This window comes from Acinetobacter sp. B51(2017), from assembly GCF_003711395.1.
Taxonomy (GTDB): Bacteria; Pseudomonadota; Gammaproteobacteria; order Pseudomonadales; family Moraxellaceae; genus Acinetobacter.
This window is the reverse complement of sequence record NZ_PJRJ01000016.1, coordinates 44,627-66,674: the sequence shown is the minus strand read 5'-3', so window position 1 is coordinate 66,674 and position 22,048 is coordinate 44,627. Positions and strand designations below refer to the sequence as shown.

24 protein-coding genes are annotated in these 22,048 nt (G+C 42.2%); 13 read left to right on the top strand and 11 right to left on the bottom strand.

Annotation, left to right across the window (positions count from 1 at the left end; translation table 11 throughout):
- Positions 1 to 140 precede the first annotated feature (140 nt).
- Positions 141 to 779, bottom strand: coding sequence for a ribonuclease T2 family protein (locus CYK47_RS09345; RefSeq protein ID WP_502697057.1), 639 nt, complete (start codon positions 777 to 779; stop codon positions 141 to 143).
- Positions 780 to 786: 7 nt separating this feature from the next.
- Positions 787 to 2,679: a lytic transglycosylase domain-containing protein gene (locus tag CYK47_RS09340; protein WP_252150270.1), complete on the bottom strand. Its 1,893-nt coding sequence runs from the start codon at positions 2,677 to 2,679 to the stop codon at positions 787 to 789.
- Positions 2,680 to 3,046: 367 nt separating this feature from the next.
- Here CYK47_RS09340 and miaB point away from each other — a divergent pair, with 367 nt between their 5' ends.
- The 3 genes from miaB to ybeY are packed head-to-tail and all read left to right on the top strand — an operon-like array spanning position 3,047 to position 6,130.
- A complete protein-coding gene (miaB, locus tag CYK47_RS09335) occupies positions 3,047 to 4,501 on the top strand; it encodes a tRNA (N6-isopentenyl adenosine(37)-C2)-methylthiotransferase MiaB (protein ID WP_122901086.1) in 1,455 nt (484 codons plus the stop codon).
- 41 nt (positions 4,502 to 4,542) lie between these two features.
- A complete protein-coding gene (locus CYK47_RS09330; protein ID WP_122901084.1) occupies positions 4,543 to 5,625 on the top strand; it encodes a PhoH family protein in 1,083 nt (360 codons plus the stop codon).
- A 16-nt stretch (positions 5,626 to 5,641) separates the two neighbouring features.
- Positions 5,642 to 6,130 (top strand): rRNA maturation RNase YbeY, encoded by a 489-nt coding sequence (ybeY, locus tag CYK47_RS09325; RefSeq protein WP_122901082.1) that lies wholly within the window; start codon positions 5,642 to 5,644, stop codon positions 6,128 to 6,130.
- 51 nt (positions 6,131 to 6,181) lie between these two features.
- Here ybeY and CYK47_RS09320 read toward each other — a convergent pair whose 3' ends face one another.
- Positions 6,182 to 7,057 carry an energy transducer TonB gene (locus CYK47_RS09320; protein WP_122901081.1) on the bottom strand — a complete coding sequence of 292 codons (876 nt, stop codon included), beginning with the start codon at positions 7,055 to 7,057 and terminating at the stop codon, positions 6,182 to 6,184.
- Positions 7,058 to 7,234: 177 nt separating this feature from the next.
- Here CYK47_RS09320 and CYK47_RS09315 point away from each other — a divergent pair, with 177 nt between their 5' ends.
- The 4 genes from CYK47_RS09315 to CYK47_RS09300 all read left to right on the top strand — a co-directional run bounded on the left by CYK47_RS09315 (position 7,235) and on the right by CYK47_RS09300 (position 10,137).
- Positions 7,235 to 7,912 (top strand): hypothetical protein, encoded by a 678-nt coding sequence (locus CYK47_RS09315; protein WP_122901079.1) that lies wholly within the window; start codon positions 7,235 to 7,237, stop codon positions 7,910 to 7,912.
- A 128-nt stretch (positions 7,913 to 8,040) separates the two neighbouring features.
- On the top strand, positions 8,041 to 8,748 hold the full coding sequence (locus CYK47_RS09310) for a DUF3108 domain-containing protein (protein WP_122901077.1): 708 nt from the start codon (positions 8,041 to 8,043) through the stop codon (positions 8,746 to 8,748).
- A 74-nt stretch (positions 8,749 to 8,822) separates the two neighbouring features.
- Complete coding sequence (locus CYK47_RS09305; RefSeq protein WP_122901075.1) at positions 8,823 to 9,398, top strand: xanthine phosphoribosyltransferase; 576 nt, start codon at positions 8,823 to 8,825, stop codon at positions 9,396 to 9,398.
- Positions 9,399 to 9,753: 355 nt separating this feature from the next.
- Positions 9,754 to 10,137, top strand: coding sequence for a hypothetical protein (locus tag CYK47_RS09300; protein ID WP_164709174.1), 384 nt, complete (start codon positions 9,754 to 9,756; stop codon positions 10,135 to 10,137).
- 20 nt (positions 10,138 to 10,157) lie between these two features.
- On the opposite strand, the gene wrbA is transcribed toward CYK47_RS09300, so the two are convergent.
- The gene (gene wrbA, locus CYK47_RS09295) at positions 10,158 to 10,754 is read right to left on the bottom strand and encodes an NAD(P)H:quinone oxidoreductase (RefSeq protein ID WP_122901071.1); all 597 of its coding nucleotides are present in this window, start codon (positions 10,752 to 10,754) and stop codon (positions 10,158 to 10,160) included.
- Between the two features lie 110 nt (positions 10,755 to 10,864).
- On the opposite strand from wrbA, the gene CYK47_RS09290 reads away from it, so the two are divergent.
- Positions 10,865 to 12,112 carry a YihY family inner membrane protein gene (locus CYK47_RS09290; protein ID WP_122901069.1) on the top strand — a complete coding sequence of 416 codons (1,248 nt, stop codon included), beginning with the start codon at positions 10,865 to 10,867 and terminating at the stop codon, positions 12,110 to 12,112.
- 11 nt (positions 12,113 to 12,123) lie between these two features.
- On the opposite strand, the gene CYK47_RS09285 is transcribed toward CYK47_RS09290, so the two are convergent.
- Positions 12,124 to 13,044 carry a DMT family transporter gene (locus CYK47_RS09285; RefSeq protein ID WP_252150269.1) on the bottom strand — a complete coding sequence of 307 codons (921 nt, stop codon included), beginning with the start codon at positions 13,042 to 13,044 and terminating at the stop codon, positions 12,124 to 12,126.
- A gap of 105 nt (positions 13,045 to 13,149) precedes the next feature.
- Between CYK47_RS09285 and CYK47_RS09280 the strand changes: the two genes are divergently transcribed.
- Positions 13,150 to 13,929 carry an AraC family transcriptional regulator gene (locus CYK47_RS09280; RefSeq protein ID WP_122901067.1) on the top strand — a complete coding sequence of 260 codons (780 nt, stop codon included), beginning with the start codon at positions 13,150 to 13,152 and terminating at the stop codon, positions 13,927 to 13,929.
- A gap of 25 nt (positions 13,930 to 13,954) precedes the next feature.
- Here CYK47_RS09280 and CYK47_RS09275 read toward each other — a convergent pair whose 3' ends face one another.
- The 5 genes from CYK47_RS09275 to CYK47_RS09255 form a co-directional block, all read right to left on the bottom strand.
- On the bottom strand, positions 13,955 to 14,359 hold the full coding sequence (locus CYK47_RS09275; protein WP_122901065.1) for an ExbD/TolR family protein: 405 nt from the start codon (positions 14,357 to 14,359) through the stop codon (positions 13,955 to 13,957).
- On the bottom strand, positions 14,359 to 14,979 hold the full coding sequence (locus CYK47_RS09270; RefSeq protein WP_122901063.1) for a MotA/TolQ/ExbB proton channel family protein: 621 nt from the start codon (positions 14,977 to 14,979) through the stop codon (positions 14,359 to 14,361). The genes CYK47_RS09275 and CYK47_RS09270 overlap by 1 nt, the downstream gene beginning before the upstream one ends.
- Positions 14,980 to 14,999: 20 nt before the next feature.
- Entirely contained in the window at positions 15,000 to 15,839 is an 840-nt protein-coding gene (locus CYK47_RS09265; protein ID WP_502697056.1) for a TonB family protein, read from the bottom strand.
- A gap of 210 nt (positions 15,840 to 16,049) precedes the next feature.
- Positions 16,050 to 16,916, bottom strand: coding sequence for a formyltetrahydrofolate deformylase (gene purU / locus CYK47_RS09260; protein ID WP_122901061.1), 867 nt, complete (start codon positions 16,914 to 16,916; stop codon positions 16,050 to 16,052).
- An 80-nt stretch (positions 16,917 to 16,996) separates the two neighbouring features.
- On the bottom strand, positions 16,997 to 17,695 hold the full coding sequence (locus CYK47_RS09255; RefSeq protein ID WP_122901059.1) for a TetR/AcrR family transcriptional regulator: 699 nt from the start codon (positions 17,693 to 17,695) through the stop codon (positions 16,997 to 16,999).
- Positions 17,696 to 17,800: 105 nt separating this feature from the next.
- Here CYK47_RS09255 and CYK47_RS09250 point away from each other — a divergent pair, with 105 nt between their 5' ends.
- The 4 genes from CYK47_RS09250 (at position 17,801) to CYK47_RS09235 (ending at position 21,677) form a co-directional block, all read left to right on the top strand.
- Complete coding sequence (locus CYK47_RS09250) at positions 17,801 to 19,249, top strand: coniferyl aldehyde dehydrogenase (RefSeq protein WP_122901057.1); 1,449 nt, start codon at positions 17,801 to 17,803, stop codon at positions 19,247 to 19,249.
- Between the two features lie 163 nt (positions 19,250 to 19,412).
- The gene (gene rpmB / locus CYK47_RS09245) at positions 19,413 to 19,649 is read left to right on the top strand and encodes a 50S ribosomal protein L28 (protein WP_000048256.1); all 237 of its coding nucleotides are present in this window, start codon (positions 19,413 to 19,415) and stop codon (positions 19,647 to 19,649) included.
- A gap of 12 nt (positions 19,650 to 19,661) precedes the next feature.
- Positions 19,662 to 19,817, top strand: coding sequence for a 50S ribosomal protein L33 (rpmG, locus tag CYK47_RS09240; protein ID WP_003654787.1), 156 nt, complete (start codon positions 19,662 to 19,664; stop codon positions 19,815 to 19,817).
- A 144-nt stretch (positions 19,818 to 19,961) separates the two neighbouring features.
- Positions 19,962 to 21,677, top strand: coding sequence for a cation:proton antiporter (locus CYK47_RS09235; protein ID WP_122901055.1), 1,716 nt, complete (start codon positions 19,962 to 19,964; stop codon positions 21,675 to 21,677).
- 46 nt (positions 21,678 to 21,723) lie between these two features.
- Here CYK47_RS09235 and CYK47_RS09230 read toward each other — a convergent pair whose 3' ends face one another.
- Entirely contained in the window at positions 21,724 to 22,002 is a 279-nt protein-coding gene (locus tag CYK47_RS09230; protein WP_122901053.1) for a hypothetical protein, read from the bottom strand.
- Positions 22,003 to 22,048 lie beyond the last annotated feature (46 nt).

Genomic DNA, 22,048 nt, shown 5'->3' with positions numbered 1-22,048 from the left:
ATGATTAAATAGCTGTTCTATTTAATCTTAATAAGCATAAACGGCAAAGATTGTACTCCAATACTTTGACAGATGCATGTAAAAGCGCAGCCATTTCCACAAAAGTATGATAGGAAATATAAATAAATTAAGCCAAAAAGCTAGTAGGCGCCTTTTATGTAATAACGGGTTGGACAATTCGATTGCAAGGCCTGAGGGCAGGCCTTGTATTGACCTTTGGCGTTATAACAGACCCGTACTTCGGTTAAATAGCTGATGTTACGTTGACTTTGACAGTGAAAATGCAGTGCTTTGCTATTAAGCTGTGGATTTAAGCGTAAAAACTCACGCTGAATATGACTGGCAGACACTTGATAAGTATCCGCGCGCGAAATATCCGTTGGGACTTTTAAACGATCTGCATAGTTAATAATAGCGCGAAAATATTGACTGGCATTCATAGGCACACATCCACCCACGCTATGCCACAGCTGCAAACGTGCTGGTTCATCAGGCATCACTCGCGCCACGACTTTGGCTTGTAAAGGTGGCAATATGGCAGATGAGGTTGTGCGACAACGTTCCGACATGTGCTCAGGATACAAGCCCACGATATTGAGCGAGTATCCTTCTAAACATTTACGCTTTTTGCTTTGACTCATATTCAGATGACACATGGCGGGCGTCATCTGAATTTGCATCATATAACCTGTGACAGGCGTGCCTGCTTTAACCTGTGGCAGCCCTGCCCAAGTTAATAGTAGCAAACTAAAACCTGTCCAATAGTTCACAGTATTCATCCTCTTATTATGGATTAATAATACGCATTGGGATTGGGGTCATACGCTGACTGATGGGTTTAGCACCCTGCCCGAGCAACACACCATAATGGGTGGCATTGGTCATGACATGCTTGACATAATCACGCGTTTCTAGCAAAGGAATCGATTCTGTATATTGATCTGCAGCTAAAGATTGCTGCTCTGGCTGCCAACGACGGGCACGGTTAGGTCCAGCATTATAACCCGCTGTTGCTAATACCGCATTTTGACTCAATTGCTGATGAATCATGGATAAATAAAAGGTGCCATAACGTAAATTGGTATTTGGATCACTCAATGCCGCAGGATTATAAGCTTCACCCATATTTCTAGCGACTAATTTGGCGGTCTCCGGCATGATCTGCATTAAGCCTCCTGCACCCACATGCGAACGCGCCCCTGTATTAAAACGACTTTCTTGACGCATGAGTCCATAAGCCCATGCAGGATCTATACCAGCGCTATAACTATGATTGACGACTAAGTTTTTATGGGGTGTTGCAAAACGATAATTATAGTTATGTTTTTTAACGGTACGATCCGCGGCATAAATGGCACGGTCATACCACCCCATATCGGTGGCACGTTTAGCAGCAGCCAATAATAAACCATCATCATGTTTTAAATAGGCTTGGCGTACCGCCCAGTTCCATTCACGGTTGACATAGCTGTCGGCTGCTCCCACGCTACGCAAGGCAAAAGCACGATTAAAATGAATATCTTGGCTTAAGCGAATGACATCACTTTGCGTCGGTTCTGTGCTTAATGGCAATTTTGGTGCTTCACCAACACGTTCTTTAGCCAATAAGTTATGATAATCATCGCCTTGGGCTAAACGTTTGTAGATTTCTTGCGCACTGCGTTTGGATTTACTATCGCCACGTTGCTCAGAGGCACGCGCTAACCAATATTGCCAACGGTCTTCTTGACGTTGGGTTGGACTCATGACATCAATGGCACGAATTAAGGCTTCCCAATTGCTAAAACGAATGGCTTGACGTGCATAAATTTCAGCTTCTTCGGCACTAAATGGCAAACCGTAACTCGCATCCAAATATTTAATCACATCGGCTTTAAAGTTATTTTTCATCACCGTTGTGCCCCCAATATAGCCCACGGCGCGGTATAAAGCACGCTGTACATCTTGCGGTGTACCTTGAGCAGCACGTTGTACAGATGCAATCGCGGTATCTAAATCACTGTCCGCTAGGCGTCCCATCGCAAAAATTAAATAGGCATGATCAACATTGCTAGCTTTGGGCGCTGACCATAAATAATTTAAAGGATTGGCTTGAATCTGATTGAGCTGTGCTAAGGATAAATTGATACCGATGCTTTGCGCTGTGGCGATTGCTTGTCCTGCTTGACCAGCGCGTAATTGCACCCAAACCCGTTGCTGACGATCTTGACCAGTCATGAGTGGACTCGACAACATCATACGCCCCAAACCCATACAAGACTCTGGCTGTGTATTGGTCGCGAGCCATACATCTTTATACTCTGCAAACACCAAAGGATCACCCATTTGGGCACGTACTTGTGCTATCGCGCAGCTTTCAGCTTGATCGGGATTGCTGACATACTGCAATACAGACTGTGCTGGCGCAAAGTCCGCGATTTTGACTTTTTCTTCGACATAATCTGCAGCCAACTTTTCAGCCATTGCCGATTGAGGATAGCGCTGGGCAAAACTGATAATCGCATTTGGGCTTTGGGTCGCCAAGTTACGATTCAGTAGCCAATATTCAGGATAGTAGCCCAATACATCATTTTGCATCGAGACTTGGTATTGACGTAATAATTCTGTATTGCCCGCATTGGCAGCGCGTAAAGCATCATTAAATTGTTGTTCTGCTGCTGTCACGCAGCCCGCAACCATCACTGATGCCACCCCTAACGCCAGTTTTAAATAATTGTTATGTTTGATCATTGTGTTACTAAAGGTAGACATACGCTGCTGTTTCGTCATTTGGGTTTCGCCTGAGTCGCTTCACTCACCATTTGTGGCTAGTTTAAATACTCTGAATTAAGTCGTGTGTTGAGTTGTGTAACCTTATGATTACACAATATTAATTTTTAGGCATTTTTTATCCATAAATCAATCTGATGCCCGCAGCAATTAGCGCTGTCCGTTTGCTAAAATTTCCTGCTAAAATATGCGCCTTTCTTTTCTCATGCACGTCATGGCAATTTTGCCACATTCTTAGAATGCGCCGTGCCTTAATTTGTATTCTCTAGGAGCTTACATGACGGTTCAAACCTTCACTCCTTCTGCTGCCCCAGCTGCCTCAGAAAACACTGTTACCCAGCCACAGCACACCCCAGTCGATGGATCAGTTAAAAAACTGTATATCGAAACTCAAGGGTGTCAGATGAATGAGTACGACAGTCATCGTATGGCAGATTTGTTAGGCGATTCACATGGTTATGTGCTAACAACCGATCCTAAAGATGCCGATATTCTACTCATGAATACCTGTTCAATTCGTGAAAAAGCCCAAGAAAAAGTATTTTCAGAACTCGGTCGTTGGCGCAAGCTAAAAGAGAAAAATCCAGATCTTATTATTGGTGTCGGTGGCTGTGTCGCGTCGCAAGAAGGCGATAATATCCAAAAACGCGCTCAATATGTGGATATGGTGTTTGGCCCGCAAACATTGCACCGTTTACCACAAATGCTTGATCAACATTTTGAGCAAGTGGAAAAACCTAAAAAAGAAAAAATCAAACTGGTGGATATTTCTTTCCCAGATATCGAAAAATTTGATTTCTTACCAGAACCACGCGTGGAAGGTTACAAAGCCTTTGTTTCGATCATGGAAGGCTGTTCAAAGTATTGCTCATTCTGTGTCGTACCCTATACACGCGGTGAAGAAGTTTCTCGTCCTTTAGATGACGTTTTAGCCGAAATTGCTACCTTAGCTGAAAAAGGCGTGCGTGAAATTTCGCTGTTAGGTCAAAACGTGAATGGTTATCGTGGGGAAACCTTCGATGGTCAAATCTGTACCTTTGCTGATTTGTTACGTCTTGTTGCAGAGATTCCAGGCATTGGTCGTTTGCGTTATACCACATCGCATCCACTTGAATTTAACGATGACCTGATTCAGTGCTACCGCGATTTACCGCAAATGGTGTCACACCTACATTTACCTGTACAAAGCGGTTCCAATGCAGTGTTACAAGCCATGAAACGTAACCACACCATTGACGTGTATATCGAAAAAATTAAAAAACTGCGTGATGTACGTCCTGATATGCATTTATCGAGTGACTTTATTATTGGCTTCCCTGGTGAATCCGATGAGCATTTTGAAGAAACATTCCAGTTTATCAAAGATTTAGACTTTGATCACTCATACAGTTTTATCTATTCAAAACGTCCGGGCACGCCTGCGGCAGAACTTGAAGACCACACCCCTGAAGATGTGAAAAAACAGCGTCTAGCCAAAGTTCAACAATGGATCAAACGCTCAAGTATTGATAAGACCGATGCCATGCTGGGTACGATTCAACGTGTTTTAATTGAAAAAGTGTCGGATAAAGATCCAAACTTGCTGGTTGGTACAGCAGATAACACCCGTTATGTGACCTTTATTGGTGATGCATCTTGGGTGGGTCGCTTTGCTGAGATCGAAATTACCGAAATTAAAACTTTAAATTTAGTTTACGGTGAACTATTGAATCTTGAGCCTGACGTGGCGTAATGTAAGGATATTGCCAAAACAACTATTTTAAAGGAATTCTCTTGACTGCAACGATTCGACGTACAGTAAATTTTCCCGGCATTTCAATGGACCGTTTACAAAATATGCTCGGTGCATATAACGGTCACTTGAAGCAAATTGAACAACGCTTAGAGGTAGAAATTTCCCATCGTGGCGACAGCTTCTTTATTGATGGTGAAATTGAAGCAGTCGAGAGAGCCGAAGTGCTCTTGCAAAGCCTGCATGAAGAGTCTGAAAATGCCAAACAAATCAGTGCAGATACCCTGCATATGATGATTCAAGGCAGTCAGACCGATCGTGAGCTGCAAGAGGACTTATCCGAGCAAGAACATACAGGTTTAGACAATGTATGGCTTCAAACCCGCAAAGGGCGAATTAACCCACGCGGTGCCAATCAAAAACGTTATGTACAACGTATTTTACAAAGTGATATTTCCTTTGGGATTGGCCCTGCCGGTACAGGTAAAACCTACCTTGCAGTTGCTGCTGCGGTAGATATGCTTGAGCGCAATGAAATTCAACGAATTTTATTGGTGCGTCCTGCGGTCGAAGCCGGTGAGAAACTGGGCTTTTTACCCGGTGATTTAACCCAAAAGATCGATCCGTATTTACGTCCCTTATATGACGCTTTATATGAAATGCTCGGATTTGAAAAAGTCGCGAAACTCATTGAACGTCAAGTGATTGAAGTCGCCCCGCTGGCCTATATGCGTGGGCGTACTTTAAACCATTCTTTTGTGATTTTAGATGAAGCGCAAAACACCACTCCTGAACAAATGAAGATGTTCTTAACCCGTTTAGGTTTTGGTTCACGCGCCGTGATTACTGGTGACGTCACGCAAGTCGATTTACCGCGTGGTCAACAATCCGGTTTATCGCATGCGCTACGCATTATCGAAAACATTAAAGAAATTCATATTACCCGTTTCCACTCTCGCGATGTGGTGCGTCATCAATTGGTACAAAAAATTGTTGAAGCCTACGAGGGTTGGGACTCTGAACAACAACGCTTAAGCCGTGCCGAACGTGAACAACGTAAAGCCTTGCAACAAGCGTTAGTTGCCGAAAATGATGCTAAAGCTGATCAGCAGCATCAGGATTAAATCTTAAGGATCTGTTTTGAAAATCAGTCTTTCCCTACAACAAGACATCAGCGCGCCAGAGCTGAGCTTAAAGCGCGCTTATATCAAAAAAGTGGTAGAAACTACGCTACGTCATATTGAAACCCAAAGTGACTGCGAAATTGGTATTGCTTGTGTAGATTATGCGGCCAGCCATCAACTCAATTTAGAGTATCGCCAAAAAGATAAACCGACCAATGTGTTGTCTTTCCCAAGCGATTTACCCGATGAAATGGCAGCCGTACTCGATACATTCCCTATTGGTGATTTGGTGATTTGTATTCCTGTGGTATTATGTGAAGCACTTGAGCAAAACAAAGCGCCACTTGAACATTTCACCCATATGTTGGTACATGGCACACTGCATTTGATGGGCTATGACCACGAAACTTCAGATGAAGATGCTGAAGAAATGGAAGCATTGGAAATTGAAATTTTAGCCAAACTTGGTCTAGCTAATCCTTATTTAGAAGCAGACCAAGACTAACCAACATTGCTTGAATATCCAGACAAATCCAGCGAGCCACGGCTCGCTGTTTTATTTGACTTCAAACTCAGAATTGGCAGGGTCAAAGCGCCAAGTGCGAATAATACGTAGCTCTTGGGTGTCCTTTAAAGCAGCATCAAAGCGCGGGAAAGGCGCTGCTTGACGTACTGATGCTTTCGCCGCTTCGTCTAAAATTGCATAACCCGAACTTTCTAATAAACGTAGCGCCATAATTCTGCCGTTACGTCCTAAGATCACCATTAAACGCACTTCACCCGCTAAACCCAATTGCTGCGCTTCAAAGGGATAATCACGATTACCATAAAACTCTACTTTTTTACGGAATTTTTCTAAATAACTGCTGGCAGGGTCAGCTTGTGCATGAATACCATTCACGGTTTTAATCTGCTGCTGCCGACTAAAATTTTGTTGTTGCTCTAAATACTCCGCTTCAATCCCCGCAATCATACTGGCTTGCTGTTGGTATTGGCTGTGCAATTGATCGAGCTTTTCTTGACGAATTTCTTGGCTGTGCTGCTTTTGCCAACTTAAAGTGGTGGTTAAAATCTGTGGGTCATGATTGGATTTCAGTTGGGCTTGTCGTTCTACAGCTTGTTCGGTGGATAAATGCTGCCCTTGGCTGGTTTGTGCTTGGCGCTCATGACTTTGGCTGGCTATACGATGTGCTTCACGAAAGCTACCTGCCCCTTGCTGATCTGCCTGTGCCAAAAAATCGGCATCTTTAATTTTATCTGTACTTGGGCGAATACTAATCGCGATTTCTTTGACCGCTTGATCTGCTTCGCTTGGCATTGCAAACTGAATAGACAACAGCAACACATGTAGCAGCGCAGCCAAGCCGACCATCCACATCAACAGTCGATCCTGCCACCACGACTGCTGTACTGCTGTAAGATTTTTAAACATACATTAAACCGACAAAAAGCCTAATTCCACAAACCCAAGAAATACAGTATAAGGGATGGTAACACCTGATATTTTTATGTATAACAAGCCATTAGTATAGCGCCATACTTGCCAAAACTACCGTGTTAATTTATGGCAAAAATCATCGAATAACCAGCTAAAGCTAGGAAGCCCATCATGCAATCACTCATAAGCAATATTTCTAACCGCCTTCGCCAAGTGTACCAAAAGGCTGAAGGATTTATTGAAGATGAACGTGAATTTGCTTTATCGCAAGTATTTTTAAATGCCACTTTTCAGCGTTTCGTGACTGATAACGTCGGCTTACTCAAAGATTTACATGCCGATTTACATGATGATTGGCTACGTTTATATGCCTCAATTGACGTGAAAGGCATGAAACTGACCTTATCTGTGGATTTAAAACTGCTGCAAATGGAACTTAACAAAGATAAACAACTGATTGTTTTTGAGCAAATTAGCAATACACAAATTCTAGATGCCGAATATCCAAGCAAATTATATGAATGGGGCGTGCAAAGTGCTTTATTTTTCTACCATAAAGTCTTAAAAAAAGATCCGCTAGGGCCGATTTTGCAAAAATTTAACGTGATTGAAGTCAAAGATGATTTACTGTATCTAGATCTGAATCGCTGGTTAGGCAAAAATCGTTCTATTATTGATACCTTAAGCAAAGTAAATATTAACCACGCAGAACTGCGAGAAGCCCAGCTCATGGTCATGGGTAATGTCAATTTAATGGCGTTAATGAATAAAATGTCTGAAGAAGAACAGCAACAACGTTCAGATACTGCGCCTACCCACGACACAGTGACTCCGATTAAACAAAAATAGGCTTTAAGAACAGCACAGGCTGCAAAAAAATACATAAAACTACAGTTTAGCCCTAAATTTGAATTTTTTATCCATGATCTAAGTGCATAATATCTATATACAAATATTGTGCATAGGATCGATAACTTATGGCTATTTCCGTTTTAAAAATTGCGCTTGCGACCACCAGTGTTGCCACTATGCTATTCGCATCAGCAGGTCAAGCCTTTGCCATGAGTCCATTCCAAGCCAGTTACCAATTTAGCTATAACGGCAAAAATATGGGTTCTGCCACCCGCACTTTAAGCCAAACAGGCAACAACTGGAACTATGTGTTTAGTGCCAAAGCAGGCGGCATTGCCTCAGCCTCAGAAACCAGTCGCTTTACGTTTATAAATGGCAAGATTGGCTCATCGAGTTTTAGTCGTACCAGTAAAATCTTGGTGCATAACAACACTATGAATATTAGATTTAACCCAAGCAGTAAAATAATTAGTACTAAAAAAGACGATAAATCACGTTCTTTTGCATGGCAAGCGGGCGTTTTAGATGAACTGAATGCCGAGTTACAATTACGTGAAGATTTAAAAGCGGGTGGCTTAAAATCGAGTTATTTAATTGCTGATGCCAAAGAAGTGGAGGCGCGACGCTTTATTAAACAAGGTACAGAAAAAGTGAGCACCCAATATGGTACTTTTGATACGGTTAAAGTGATTTTAAAACCCAATAAGCCCAATCGTAGTACGATTTTCTGGTTAGCACCAAAACTAGACTATTTACCTGTGAAAGTCACCCACCAAGATGGCAATACTTCTTATGGTTTATCTTTGACGGGATATAAAGGCAAAGTCAATTAACACTTGCATTTTTTTGGGTGCTTTTTAAAATACGCCTTTGCTTAATTAGCACCCACCCCTTAGAGGATCCTCCCGTGCATGCACTAGAACAGAAAATCTTGGCCGAAGGTATCGTTCTCTCTGATCAGGTTTTAAAAGTTGATTCTTTCTTAAACCACCAGATCGACCCAAAATTGATGCAACAAATTGGTCAAGAATTTGCCCGTTTATTTAAAGACGCTGGTATTACCAAAATTATTACCATCGAAGCATCAGGTATTGCACCTGCAGTGATGGCGGGTTTAGAACTTGACGTGCCAGTTATTTTTGCGCGTAAATATCAATCTTTAACGTTAAAAGATGATTTATATCGTTCTAAAGTATTCTCTTTTACCAAACAAACTGAAAGTACGATCGCCATCTCGAATAAACACATCAGCGCAAGCGACAAAGTGTTAGTGATTGATGACTTCTTGGCCAACGGTCAAGCTGCACTTGGTTTAGCCGATTTAATCCATCAAGCAGAAGCTGAAGTTGTGGGTATTGGTATTGTGATTGAAAAATCATTCCAACCTGGTCGTGATATTTTGCTTGAAAAAGGCTACCGCGTAGAATCATTAGCGCGCGTCAAGTCTTTAGGCAACGGCACAGTAGAATTCGTTCGCGACTAAGCTAAAACGTTTCAATCTAAAAAGAGCACCTAAGTGCTCTTTTTTTAGCTCTAGATTTGCAAAAATGTAGCCTGACAGCACTTTCATATATAACTGCTTTAATACACAACTTTAATCACTCTGAATGAAGATGTGTTGTGCGGATTGTTTCTAAGAGTAGAAAATATTTTAACTTATCAAGCAACTGTAGCATCTAGGATAGTACAGTTAAGACTGGCCATTGCTAGGCTAAGTAAGACTTTCCCGATTTTCTTGAGCATATTATCTCCTTGAGCTTGGTTAAATCTTCACAAATAAGCATACACTTTTTGCCGATTGTTCTTTATGATCAAAGCCAGCAATCTTGTGAACGTTTATGGAAAAACCTATGCAATGTCCGAAATGTGGCAGCGATCAAATTGAAAAGCGCGACCATGAAGGTGGCTTAAAAACGGCTGCGAGTTGGTTGATGACCTCAGCCGGTGCGACTGCAGGTACAGTGGGTGGTGCAGCTACAGGTGCCTCAACAGGCGCAGCAATTGGCGCAGTTGCCGCAGGGCCACTTGGCGTGATTGTGGGCGGTACCATTGGTACATTTGTTGGTGCCATTACCGTCGGCGTGACTGGTGGTGTTTTGGGTAATTTAGCGGGTAAAAAAGCTGGCGTGATGGTTGATCGCAATTTGTTTGCTGATTTCCGCTGCTTAAAATGTAAAAAACGTTTTAAAGCAGAAGTTACTGCTACAGAAACACAAAAGTGAGTCTAAGACTCACTTTTTCATTAACCTTGCAGTTGTTTAGCGACCCTTGCTAAACGCTTACCTTGTTCAATACACAACGCTTTTTCATCACTGCTGATGCTGTTTTCATGGCGTGTTCCACTAACATGACTCACCCCATAAGGTGTGCCGCCACTTTTAGTATTGGATAAAGCTGGATGCACATTGCTTAAGCCCATAATCAACATACCATGATGGAATAAAGGCGGTAACATACTCAGCAAGGTGCTTTCTTGCCCACCATGCATAGAACCCGATGAGGTAAATACACACACGGGTTTATTGTGTAAAGCGCCACTTAACCACAGACTGGTGGTTTGATCCCAAAAGTACTTCATTTCAGCTGCCATATTGCCAAAACGTGTAGGTGAACCTAGGGCCAAAGCAGAACAATTGGCTAGATCATCTAATGTACAGTAAATATCACCCTCATCTGGAATACTTGGCGCGGCTTCAGTCACTACAGTCGCCAGATTGGGTACAGTACGAATTTTTACCGACATACCTGCTGCTTCCACACCATCGGCAATCAAATGCGCCAACTGCTTGGTGGCACCATATTTGCTGTAATACAGCACGAGAACGTAAGCTTCGGTCATGAGTATCAAAGTCACAAAAAAGAAAACTATACGGTATTGTGCGGCTTTTTTGGTTAAGCTTAAAGCTGCAAAATGGACAAATACATTAAAAGAATTGAGATGTTGCGCGTATGTTAGAAAAGTTAGTCAAAAAAATTCCCTTTTATGACCACACTTGGTTTCAGTTTATCTTGTTTGTTGTACGTCGTTTTGAAGCAGATAAATGTCGTGATCAAGCGGGTTCCTTAACCTATACCACCCTATTTGCTGTGGTGCCTATGCTCACGGTATTTTTAGTGATTATTTCTTCCATTAAAGCCTTAGAACCTGCCCGACAACAAATTCAACAACTGATTTATAGCAATTTTTTACCTAAAACCACCATTGCCTTTGATAAAGCCTTAAGTGCCTTTGCTGATAAATCCAGTAACTTAACAGTGATTGGTATCTTATTTCTGTTTATTACCACAGTCATGATGCTGACCAGTATTGAAACTGCGTTTAACCGTATTTGGCGAGTGAAAGAAACCCGTGGCGGGATTATGGGCTTTATGCGCTATTGGACGATTATTTCTTTAGGCCCGATTTTACTTGGGAGCGCTTTTGTGATTTCTTCTGCTTTAGCCTCCCTCAATGTCTTAAGTAATAACTTTGCCGGCTATGAGCTGAATGGCGCCTTTGTACTGTGGGCTATTTCCTTTGGTCTGACTTTTTTAGGCTTTTTTATTTTGTATTGGACTATTCCCAACCGCAATGTACCGATTAAATCAGCTTTAGTGGCGGGTATTTTTAGTGCTACGGTTTTTGAAGCCTTAAAGAACTTATTTGGTTTTGTCATGTCCAACTTTACCAGTTATGAGATTGTTTATGGTGCTTTTGCAGCAGTGCCGATTTTCTTACTGTGGATATATTTGTCTTGGAATATCATTTTATTGGGTGTGGAAATTAGTTTTGCCATGACCGCGTTTAATTCAGAAAAAGAGCAAAAACGCCATCCACTGATTATGCTGCTAGATTTATTAGAACTGTTTTATGCCAAGCAGAAGCTAGGTAAACCGGTAACCGAATCGCAAGCCTTAGAGGTTTTAGGCCGTGAAGAAATTGGCTGTTGGCCGACCTATGTTGATCTCCTTGAAAAACAAAACTTAATTCAACGAACCGACAACAATGACTATGTATTATCGCGCAACCTCAACGAAGTCGATTTTTGGCAGTTTTATCGCCAATTGCCTTATACCCTACCACAGCGTAAAGATGTCGGTAATATTCATCCTGATGATGAATGGATGCAGAAACTCGGTCCTGCGCTGATTGATGCCGATGATTATTTAGCTGCCAAACTTTCGATTCCACTCTCCAAAATTTTAGATCGCAACTAAAAACCAAACCCTCAAACTTTGAGGGTTTTTTTCTGCCATTTTTCCAGCAACCATTGCCCACTACTGACAAGCATCACGCCAAACATCACCAAGATTGTGCCAATAATAAAATTAAACTCTACAGTTTCATTTAAAAACAGCATCCCAAACAGCACGCCAAATACAGGAGTTAAAAATGAAAATACCCCCAAACCATTGGCTAAATATTTTCTTAGCAACCAAAACCATAACATTAAGCTAAACAGTGACATCACCAACACATGAAACAACATGCTAAAAATCGCCAGCGTGCTCCAATGTATTTGGGTTTGCCCCAATGCGTAGGCAATAGGTAACAAGAAAATAAACGCTCCAAGCAATTGGTAAAACAATGTTTGCGTGGGTGCAGCCTCACTTAATTTACTTAAACGTAAGGAAATGGTGGTTAATGCCCACATCATGCCTGCGCCGAGTGCCATGAAATCGCCCCATAACACTTGACTAGACAGAGACTGCCCCTCTCGTGCTAAAAATGCAATCATAATCCCCATAAACGCCACAGCAATGCCGCCCCACTGCAAGGGTTTCAGCTGCTCATCAGGCAATTTCCAATGTAAACCCGAAGCGACAAAAATAGGCGCGGTATAGAGCAATACCACGGTATGAGCAGCACTGGTGTAACTTAATGCCTGTGCCACCAATAAAAATTCAGCTGAAAAGAGCACAGCTAAACCAATACCCGGCAGCAAATACGCTGTATTGAAAAGCTGCGTGCCTTTGGGAATCAAGGGATAAACTAAGATTGCCGCAATGCCAGAACGCAGCGCAATTTGCATCATAGGGCTAATATCTAGTGCAGCGAGCTTGAGCACCACTTGTTGAATGCCCCAAATCATACATAGCACAATCATTAAACCTGATGCCTGTAAATCCAATGCTTTACGCTGTTGCACGACTAGTTACTCAAACTAAAAATCAAGCGCCACTATAACCATGTCTGAAATACGAGATATACTTTAAAACAGACAACTCATCTATAAATTCAGGCAACGTCAATCATGCCACTTCAACAATATGCTTTAGGAAAACAACTGCCCACCAATGATCTGATTGCAGCACCGCTTTGGATTGATTTTCGTCATGATCCTGCTGCATCGATCTACCCAGCACATGGGCATGCTTGGGGTGAGTTTATTTATGCTTTTGATGGCGTCATGCAGGTCAGCATCCAACATACCGATTACATTACGCCACCCCCCTATGGCATTTGGTTGCCACCGCATTTAGAGCACAGCGGTTTAAATCGTACTGAAGTGTCGCATGCCACCTTATATGTGCATGAAAGCTTATGTCATGCCCTGCCTAAACAAGCCGGTATTTTGCTGACTTCACCATTGGTGAATGCTGTGTTGCAACATCTAAAACAGCATCCTGATTTAGCAGCAAATGAGCATTTACGTTTGTTGCAAGTGTTACTCGATCAATTACAACATGCACCCTTAATAGAGAATTATTTACCGCACAGCCAACATGCCAAGTTACAGCCTGTATTGCGTTATTTAGAACAGTATTTACATGATCAAAGTAGCTTAAAAGACTTGGCAGTCTTACATCATATGACTGAGCGCACTTTGGCACGTTATGCAAAAAAAGAGTTAGGCATGTCGATCCACGAATGGCGACAGCGCTTAAAAGTAATGACCTCGTTAACACTGCTCAATCAAGGTAAAACCGTGGAGAGCATTGCTTTGGATTTAGGCTATAGCAATGCATCAAGTTTTATTCAGATGTTTAAACGTTGGATGCATATCAGCCCGGATCAATTTCGTAAGCATTAAAAAAGCGCCACATGGGCGCTGTTTTTTAATTCTCAGTTGCAAAGGCAATATCGGTGAGTCCGGCTCCACTCGCCCGTGACATCACTTGTGCAACAGTATCATAACGTGCTTCTTTGTCCGCTTTTAGAATTAAGGTTGGCTGACGTTCAGCTTGACCTGCATCTGTTAAACGCTGTTCTAATTCCGCTAAGCTGATCACTTGATCATCCCAAGCCACATCGCCATTGGCATTGATGCTGACTTGAATTTGCTCTGGTGGTAGATCAACAATTTCCGCAGTCGTTTGTGGTAAGGTTAATGGAATTGATGGGTTAGCAACAGTGGCTGTCACCAAAAAGATGATCATCAATACCAACATAATATCGATAAGCGGAATGAGGTTCATCTCATTCATGCCTGCATCGTTGTCTTCACCCAATTGAAAAGCCATTAAGCTTGACCTCCAACTAAACCTTTTTGTGCTGCAGTCGCTTCTGTTTTCGCAGCGCTGTCTTGTTGCAACATGGTGTCAATTAACAAGCTGTGTGCATGGTCTTGTAATTCGTTGCTTAAGGTTTTGTTAAAGCGTGTGCAAATGTTATAGGCAATTACCGCAGGAATCGCGACTGCTAAACCAAAACCGGTCATGATCAGTGCTTCACCAACTGGAGTTGCTACTTGTGCCAAACCTGCTTGACCACTTTTACCTACAGCAACCAGTGCGTGGAAGATGCCCCATACTGTACCAAATAAACCTACAAATGGTGCAAGTGATGCAATAGTACCCAAGACTGCAACACCTTTTTCTGCCGACGCTTTTTCTGTAGCAATTTGGCGTAGTAAAGCTTGTTCTGCCACAGCTTTACGTTGCTCAAAGTTAAGCGGGGCAAACTTGGCTTTTAAACCCGTCAAGGCTTTAGACAGTTGAGCATAAGCGATCTGTTTAAGCTGACGTGTCCCTAATAGACGCAGTACCAATACGGTCCACGTTGCGATTGACATCGCCAATAACACGAAATACAGCGTTTTACTCACCGCATCTGCATGTTCCCAGTAAACTGAAAAGTTCATACTCGAACTCCTAATAAATGTTAGCCGTTAGGATTCAACGTTAATTCAAATGGTTGCGAAGCCGAAATCGGATAAGCGACACCATTTTCCTTATATGGTTTGAATTTTGCACTCATCACAGCGCGACGAATTTTTTCATCTAAAGCAGGTACACCACTCGATTGGGTCACACGCGCCACTTTAATATTACCTTTTTCATCCGCTTCAATATGCACCACAACCCGGCGAGTTTCACCTTGTAAGTCTTTGTTACTATATTGCGGCTTAGGCGAACGACTCCATTGTACACCTGCACCACCAATCGATACCGATTTAGGTGCGGCTGGCGCTGGCGGTGCAGCTGGTGCTGGTTCAGCCTTAGGCGCTGGCGGTGCAGGTGGAGCTGGATCAGCTTTTGGTGCTGGCGGTGCAGGTGGTGCAACCACTACTTCTGCTTTAGGTACAACTTTGGTTTCAACTACAGGCGCAGGTTTTGCGACCGGCTGCGGTTGTGTTTCAACTGGTTTAGCCACTGGTTTTGGCGCTTCCGCTTTCTTCACCTGTTCCACTTTTTCCACTTTTTTAGGTGGTGGCGGTGGTGTCTCTTTTGGGACAATTTTCACTTCTTTAGGTGGTGGTGGCGGTGTTTCTTTTTTAGGTTCTATTTTAGGTTTGGGTGGTTCAGGTTTGACTTGTTCTTGAATTTTAACAAAACGAACTTTAAGTGGCTCTTTTTCAACGGGTTTGAGTTCAGGTGTCTTCATATGTGCCAAACCCCATAGCACAGCAGCATGACCTAGGGCCACTGCCACGAGTGCCGTGATTAATTTCTTTTTCATCGGGTGTGGCGTTTGAGGGCTTAGTGTAGACATCTGACTCATTAGAATCTGTTACCTTGTAAAAGCAAAATTTATTGACTGCAATGAATAAATCAAGCTTATCGGTTCATACAATTAAAGTGGCAACATGATAAATGAGAAGTGTTTTCATTTGCAACTATTAATTTGACAATCTTGATGACTTTTTCAAATGATGCAGATAAAAAAAGGGTATACATTGTGTACCCCCTTTTCCTGGACTAGATTTTCAAATTATTGGAAAACAACAGTTTTATTGCCATCTACAATAATACGATCTTCTAAATGCCATTTGACTGCACGCGCTAACACATTACGTTCTACATCCTGACCAAGTTCACGTAATTGCTCAACAGTAAAGTCGTGGTTTACTCGCTCTACATCTTGTTCAATAATTGGACCTTGGTCAAGGTCAGCAGTCACATAATGTGCCGTTGCACCAATCAGTTTCACGCCTTTTTCATGCGCTTGTTTATAAGGGTTTGCCCCAACAAACGCTGGCAAGAATGAATGGTGAATATTGATGACTTTCATCTGCCATTTTTCTACAAATTCTTCATCGAGAATTTGCATATAACGTGCTAATACCAGCAAATCGTTGCCTTGCATCAATTCATCAATTTGAGCATATGCTTCACGCTTGTTGTCTTTATTTACCGGTACAACTTCAAATGGAATCCCAAAGTTTTCTACCGACTCACGTAAAGTTTCATGGTTAGACACCACTTTGGTAATTTCACATGGCAGTGCACCACGCGCATGACGCCATAATAGCTCAAGTAAGGCATGATCTACTTTAGAGACCAAGATGCCCACTTTCTTAACATCGCTGACTAAAGCTAAACGCCATTGCATGTCATAACGCTCAGCAACATTGACCGCAAAAGTCTGAATAATGCTTTCTTTACGACTTTGTAAGTTATCTAACTCAAACTCAACACGCATGAAATAACGTCCGCCTTGAGCTTCAGTCGCGTATTGATCAAGTGCGGTAATGTTTGCTCCCTGATGATACAAAAAGCTCGATACAGCCTGCACGATTCCTGGCTTATCTTCACAAGTAATCAGTAAACGTGCTGTGTTAGCAGTACTCATATTCATGTTGGTTGATCGCACTCGTAAACTAATAAAAAAATAAGCCGAGTATTCTAACGTGTTTCTAAACCTTTCTAAATAGCAGATTACATTTCTGGATCAGCAACGCTGCTAAGATGGCCGAATAATTCAGATGGGCCTAGAGTTTCCAACAAGTTTTCGTAAGTGGCACGGCTTTCACCACGTAAATAAGCCCCTTCTAAAAACAGCATTTGGCGCAGCGCTTGCCAGACCCACTTTTCTTCTAAATGATTAGAATCACTAATATGCCCTGACATATATAAAAAGTTGGTCCAGTTGGTCAGCACAATCCATAGATTGATGGTTAAGGCTTCAATTTCTGAGTCGGTCATTTCCATTAAGCCAGCCCTTACAAAGGCTTTATAAATCTTTTGCCCTTGCTGCATGACTTGATTGGCAAAACGTGGATAGATTTGCCTGAAATCTTCGTTATTTTCGACCAGATGATAGACATCACGATGCAAAAAACGATAGGCCCATAATTGACTACTCAGCACTTGAAAATAGCGAATCTTATCATTGGCATCTAAAATACGATCCTCAGGCAAGGCCAGCATTTCTAAAGTTTGCTGTTGATACTGGGCCATCAGCTCTTTAATAATTTCGTTTTTATTGCGAAAGTGATAATACAGGTTGCCTGGGCTCATATTCAGCTCAGCGGCAATATGATTGGTGGTGACCGAACGCTCGCCACGCTCATTAAACAGTTGCAAACTCAACTGCAAAATTCGTTCTTTGGTTTTCAAAGTTTTGGAATGAGACATGCGTTTTTCCGAAAAATAACCCTACAGGCAACATAAAGTTGCTTGACAATTAGAGCATTTGCTCTAAAAATTTTATACATCGCTTTCGTTTTATGGTATCACGTCATGAACAGTCAAACAAAAACAACTTCTATGACCGCTCAACGTTTTGATCTGCAAGATTTAACTGACATTTTGACCTTGCAAAAGACTGCTTATTTACGTCATCCATTGTCAAGCGCCCATGAACGTATTGAGCGTTTAAGTCGTCTAAAACGCATTTTAATCAAATACCAAGATCAATTTGCTGAAGCCATTAACAAAGATTATGGCAACCGTTCTATCAGTGAAACCAAGATTGGCGAACTCCTAACCTGTTTAGAGCAAATCAAATATTACTCTAAACATATCCATCAATGGATGAAACCATCTAAACGCCGTATTGCCCTGATTCATCAACCTGCCAAAGGTTGGGTGGAATATCAACCTTTAGGGGTGGTGGGCATTATTGCACCGTGGAATTATCCACTGCTGCTTTCGATTGGCCCGTTGATTTGTGCTTTAGCGGCTGGCAACCATGCCATGATTAAAGTGTCTAGTTCATCGAGTCATTTTGGTCGAGTCTTAGAAGTGGCATTATCAGAGGCTTTCCCACAGGATTTAGTCGCTGTAGTCAATGGTGGTGGTGCAATCTCGGATGCATTTTGTCATTTAGCTTTTGATAAAATGATTTTTACCGGATCAACTGCGGTGGGTAAAACTGTCATGAAAGCCGCAGCAGACAACCTAGTGCCGGTCATTCTAGAGTTGGGTGGTAAGTCACCCGTATTGGTGCATTCATCTATGCCGATACAAGATGTTGCCGAGCGAATCGCGGCAGGAAAACTCTGGAATGCGGGGCAAACTTGTGTTGCACCAGACTATATGTTCTTGCCAAAAGGTAAAACAGCAGAGTTTATTCAGCACTTCACAGCTTATGTGAACAAAATGTATCCAGCCTTTAAAGATAACCAAGATTACACGGCTATCATTAACGATAAACAGTATTCACGTCTGCAAAAGTACTTAAGTGACGCCCAAGATAAAGGTGCAGATATTATTGAAATTTATAAAGAAAAAGAGGACTTATCGGGTACACGAAAGATTGTCCCGACCCTCCTCACCAAAGTCTCTGAAGACATGCAAATTATGCAAGAAGAGATCTTTGGACCGCTACTTCCGATACTAGAATATGATCAAATTGACGATGTAATCGACTTTATTAATAGCCGTCCGCGTCCACTTGCTTTATACTACTTCGACTTTAACCGCGCACGTGCGAATTATGTCGCACAGCGTACCCATTCAGGGCACTTTGGACAGAATACGGTTATTACCCATGTCGCACAGGACGATCTACCTTTTGGTGGTGTTGGTGCATCTGGTATGGGCAAATATCACGGTCCAGAGGGTTTCTTCAGTTTGTCGCATGAACGGTCGGTAATGTCGAATCCTAAGCTGTATAGCTTAAAATTCATTCTGCCGCCTTTTAATAAGCCGATTCATAAACTGATTTCGAAGCTTCTATTGCGTTAACTGATTAAGGCATAACCTATCAGACAGGGTCATGCCTTGTTTCAAAGAAAATCGCTTGTCTTTTAAGCGCATTTTTGGTATAAAACGCCCCTTGAATGAATTCATCCTTTATTTTTGACTGGCCAAACAGGTTTGCTGTTGGCTAAATCATTGGAGTTACACCATGTCTAAGGTTTGCCAAGTTACCGGCAAGCGTCCAGTCGTTGGTAACAACGTCTCACACGCCAACAACAAAACTAAACGCCGGTTCGAGCCGAACCTGCATCACCACCGTTTCTGGTTAGAAAGCGAAAAACGTTTTGTACGTCTTCGTTTAACCACTAAAGGTATGCGTATCATTGATAAATTGGGCATTGAAAAGGTTGTTGCTGATCTTCGTGCTCAAGGCCAAAAGATCTAAGGAGTCCTTACAATGCGTGATAAGATTCGTCTAGTTTCTACAGCTGGTACAGGTTACTTCTATACCACGACTAAAAACAAACGTACTATGCCGGAAAAAATGGAAATCAAAAAATTTGATCCAAAAATCCGTCAACACGTAATCTTCAAAGAAGCTAAAATTAAATAATTTTAGCCTTCTTGCAAAAAAACGACTCCTTGTGGGTCGTTTTTTTTTGCACTTTTTTTATTCAGCTTGTTACACTTTTAGGGCATTTCTTGGCATTTTTCATGCTTTTATTTTTACCCCACATGCAGCTTAAAGGAGTTTTTAGTGCCTCATGACGTAGATCTGATTATTTTACTTGCTGTCGGCTTTGGCTTGGCATTGGTCTTTGGCTATATTGCCGCACGTTTACGCTTGCCCCCCTTAATCGGTTATTTGATTGCCGGTATTTTAATTAGCCCTAATACCCCAGGGGTAGTGGGTGATCTTGCCCTTGCCAATCAATTGGCGGAGCTGGGGGTAATGTTTTTAATGTTTGGCGTAGGAATGCATTTTTCGTTAAATGATTTAATGCAAGTCAAACGCATTGCCCTACCCGGTGCTATTTTGCAAATTGCAGTCGCCACACTTTTAGGAATTGGCGTTTCCATGATGTGGGGCTGGAGCTTTGGCGCGGCGCTGATTTTTGGCTTGAGTCTTTCTTGTGCCAGTACAGTGGTGTTACTCAAAGCCCTAGGCGACCGTGGCCTACTCGAATCTGTTAACGGTAAAATTGCCGTAGGTTGGCTGCTGGTTGAAGACTTAGTCATGGTGTTGGCTTTAGTCTTATTACCAGCCACAGCAGTCTTGCTCGGTGGTCAAGCCATCGAAGGCGCAGCAAATGAAAATATCTGGCTTACCTTAGGCATTACCTTACTCAAAGTTACAGGCTTTATTGCCTTTATGCTGATTATTGGTAAACGTGTCGTGCCTTTAATTATGCAAGTGGTGGCACGTCTTGGCTCACGCGAACTATTTACCTTAACTGTAGTCGCTGCGGCAATTTCGATTGCCTTTGGTGCCTATAAAGTGTTTGGTGTCTCTATGGCATTGGGCGCTTTCTTTGCCGGCATGGTGGTCAAAGAATCCGATTTTAGTCATCGTGCAGAAGAAGAAACCCTGCCATTACGTGAAATTTTTGCCATTTTATTCTTTGTTGCGGTAGGGATGTTATTCGACCCACGAATTTTGCTCGAACAACCCTTACATGTTTTAGCCGTTGTTGCCATTATCATGGTGGGTAAAACTCTTGCTGCCATGGCCTTGGTGTTATTTTTCCGCTATCCAATTAATACCGCCTTAACTGTGGGTGCATCCCTCGCGCAAATTGGTGAGTTTTCATTTATTTTAGCAGCCTTAGGGGTATCGCTAAACTTACTGTCACTTGAGGGTCAAAACTTAATTTTAGCGGGTGCTTTAATTTCCATTACCTTAAACAGCTTTATTTTTGCCGCGATTGAACCAGTACAACGTTGGATTCGTGAGCGCTCTTATTTGGCACGTTTATTAGAGCGTAGTGGTGACCCTTTGGCAATGCTGCCAGATGAAGTCTCTCAAGATTATCTACGCGATCAAGTGGTCTTGGTGGGGCATGGCGAGGTGGGGCGTCGGATTACCCAAACTTTAATGCACAATAATATTAAAGTGGTGATTGCCGAAGAAAACCGTGAAATTGTAGAAAACTTACGTGAAAAAGGCATTGCTGCGGTATCGGGTGTTGCTACAGAGGCAAGTGTGTTAATTCAGGCACATATTCAACATGCACGTTTATTGGTGCTTTCACCTATGGATATTATTGATATTCATAAAATCGTGGATATTGCAAAAACCCTAAATCCCAAGATTCAAATATTACTCTGTGCCGAAAGTAAGGAAGAAGCGGAAGTGATTCGTCGTGACAATATTGGTGATGTATATTATGCCAAAGAAGAAATGGCCACCAATATGAGTAATCATATTTTAAACCAAATTGAATTGGCGCATCATCAAAGTCCAAGTCACTAAGGCTTCGCTTAGAACATTAAAAAAAACGCGCCTCAAGGCGCGTTTTTTAGCTCATATATTTGGGCTTTTCATCCACCACTTGCGCTTGCATTTCATTCATCTGTTGTTCAAGTAAACCAAACAAGGCTGCCTGAATCATACTTTGCGCAATAACCGCAGTTTGATCACCCAGTAAAGCTTTCACTTCATCATTAAATTGGATCGTGACTAGGGGTTTCTCTTCTGAACCAGCATTACGCAATGCTAATTCACCACTTTCAAGTTGAACCAATTCTAAAATGGCTTCTTGATTACCAAATAATTGCTTTAATTGTTCAATAGACATAGTTTCTCCATGGTCAACATGGTGGCAAAACAACAATTGCATTGCT

What these genes read in the sequence shown, in the direction of transcription:
- CYK47_RS09345 (WP_502697057.1), bottom strand. Translation starts at nt 779, where the DNA reads ATGAATACTGTGAACTATTGGACAGGTTTTAGTTTGCTACTATTAACT.
- CYK47_RS09340 (WP_252150270.1), bottom strand. Translation starts at nt 2,679, where the DNA reads ATGGTTGCGGGCTGCGTGACAGCAGCAGAACAACAATTTAATGATGCT.
- miaB (WP_122901086.1), top strand. Translation starts at nt 3,047, where the DNA reads ATGACGGTTCAAACCTTCACTCCTTCTGCTGCCCCAGCTGCCTCAGAA.
- CYK47_RS09320 (WP_122901081.1), bottom strand. Translation starts at nt 7,057, where the DNA reads ATGTTTAAAAATCTTACAGCAGTACAGCAGTCGTGGTGGCAGGATCGA.
- CYK47_RS09315 (WP_122901079.1), top strand. Translation starts at nt 7,235, where the DNA reads ATGCAATCACTCATAAGCAATATTTCTAACCGCCTTCGCCAAGTGTAC.
- CYK47_RS09310 (WP_122901077.1), top strand. Translation starts at nt 8,041, where the DNA reads ATGGCTATTTCCGTTTTAAAAATTGCGCTTGCGACCACCAGTGTTGCC.
- CYK47_RS09300 (WP_164709174.1), top strand. Translation starts at nt 9,754, where the DNA reads ATGGAAAAACCTATGCAATGTCCGAAATGTGGCAGCGATCAAATTGAA.
- wrbA (WP_122901071.1), bottom strand. Translation starts at nt 10,754, where the DNA reads ATGACCGAAGCTTACGTTCTCGTGCTGTATTACAGCAAATATGGTGCC.
- CYK47_RS09290 (WP_122901069.1), top strand. Translation starts at nt 10,865, where the DNA reads ATGTTAGAAAAGTTAGTCAAAAAAATTCCCTTTTATGACCACACTTGG.
- CYK47_RS09280 (WP_122901067.1), top strand. Translation starts at nt 13,150, where the DNA reads ATGCCACTTCAACAATATGCTTTAGGAAAACAACTGCCCACCAATGAT.
- CYK47_RS09275 (WP_122901065.1), bottom strand. Translation starts at nt 14,359, where the DNA reads ATGGCTTTTCAATTGGGTGAAGACAACGATGCAGGCATGAATGAGATG.
- CYK47_RS09270 (WP_122901063.1), bottom strand. Translation starts at nt 14,979, where the DNA reads ATGAACTTTTCAGTTTACTGGGAACATGCAGATGCGGTGAGTAAAACG.
- CYK47_RS09265 (WP_502697056.1), bottom strand. Translation starts at nt 15,839, where the DNA reads ATGAGTCAGATGTCTACACTAAGCCCTCAAACGCCACACCCGATGAAA.
- purU (WP_122901061.1), bottom strand. Translation starts at nt 16,916, where the DNA reads ATGAATATGAGTACTGCTAACACAGCACGTTTACTGATTACTTGTGAA.
- CYK47_RS09255 (WP_122901059.1), bottom strand. Translation starts at nt 17,695, where the DNA reads ATGTCTCATTCCAAAACTTTGAAAACCAAAGAACGAATTTTGCAGTTG.
- CYK47_RS09250 (WP_122901057.1), top strand. Translation starts at nt 17,801, where the DNA reads ATGAACAGTCAAACAAAAACAACTTCTATGACCGCTCAACGTTTTGAT.
- rpmB (WP_000048256.1), top strand. Translation starts at nt 19,413, where the DNA reads ATGTCTAAGGTTTGCCAAGTTACCGGCAAGCGTCCAGTCGTTGGTAAC.
- rpmG (WP_003654787.1), top strand. Translation starts at nt 19,662, where the DNA reads ATGCGTGATAAGATTCGTCTAGTTTCTACAGCTGGTACAGGTTACTTC.
- CYK47_RS09230 (WP_122901053.1), bottom strand. Translation starts at nt 22,002, where the DNA reads ATGTCTATTGAACAATTAAAGCAATTATTTGGTAATCAAGAAGCCATT.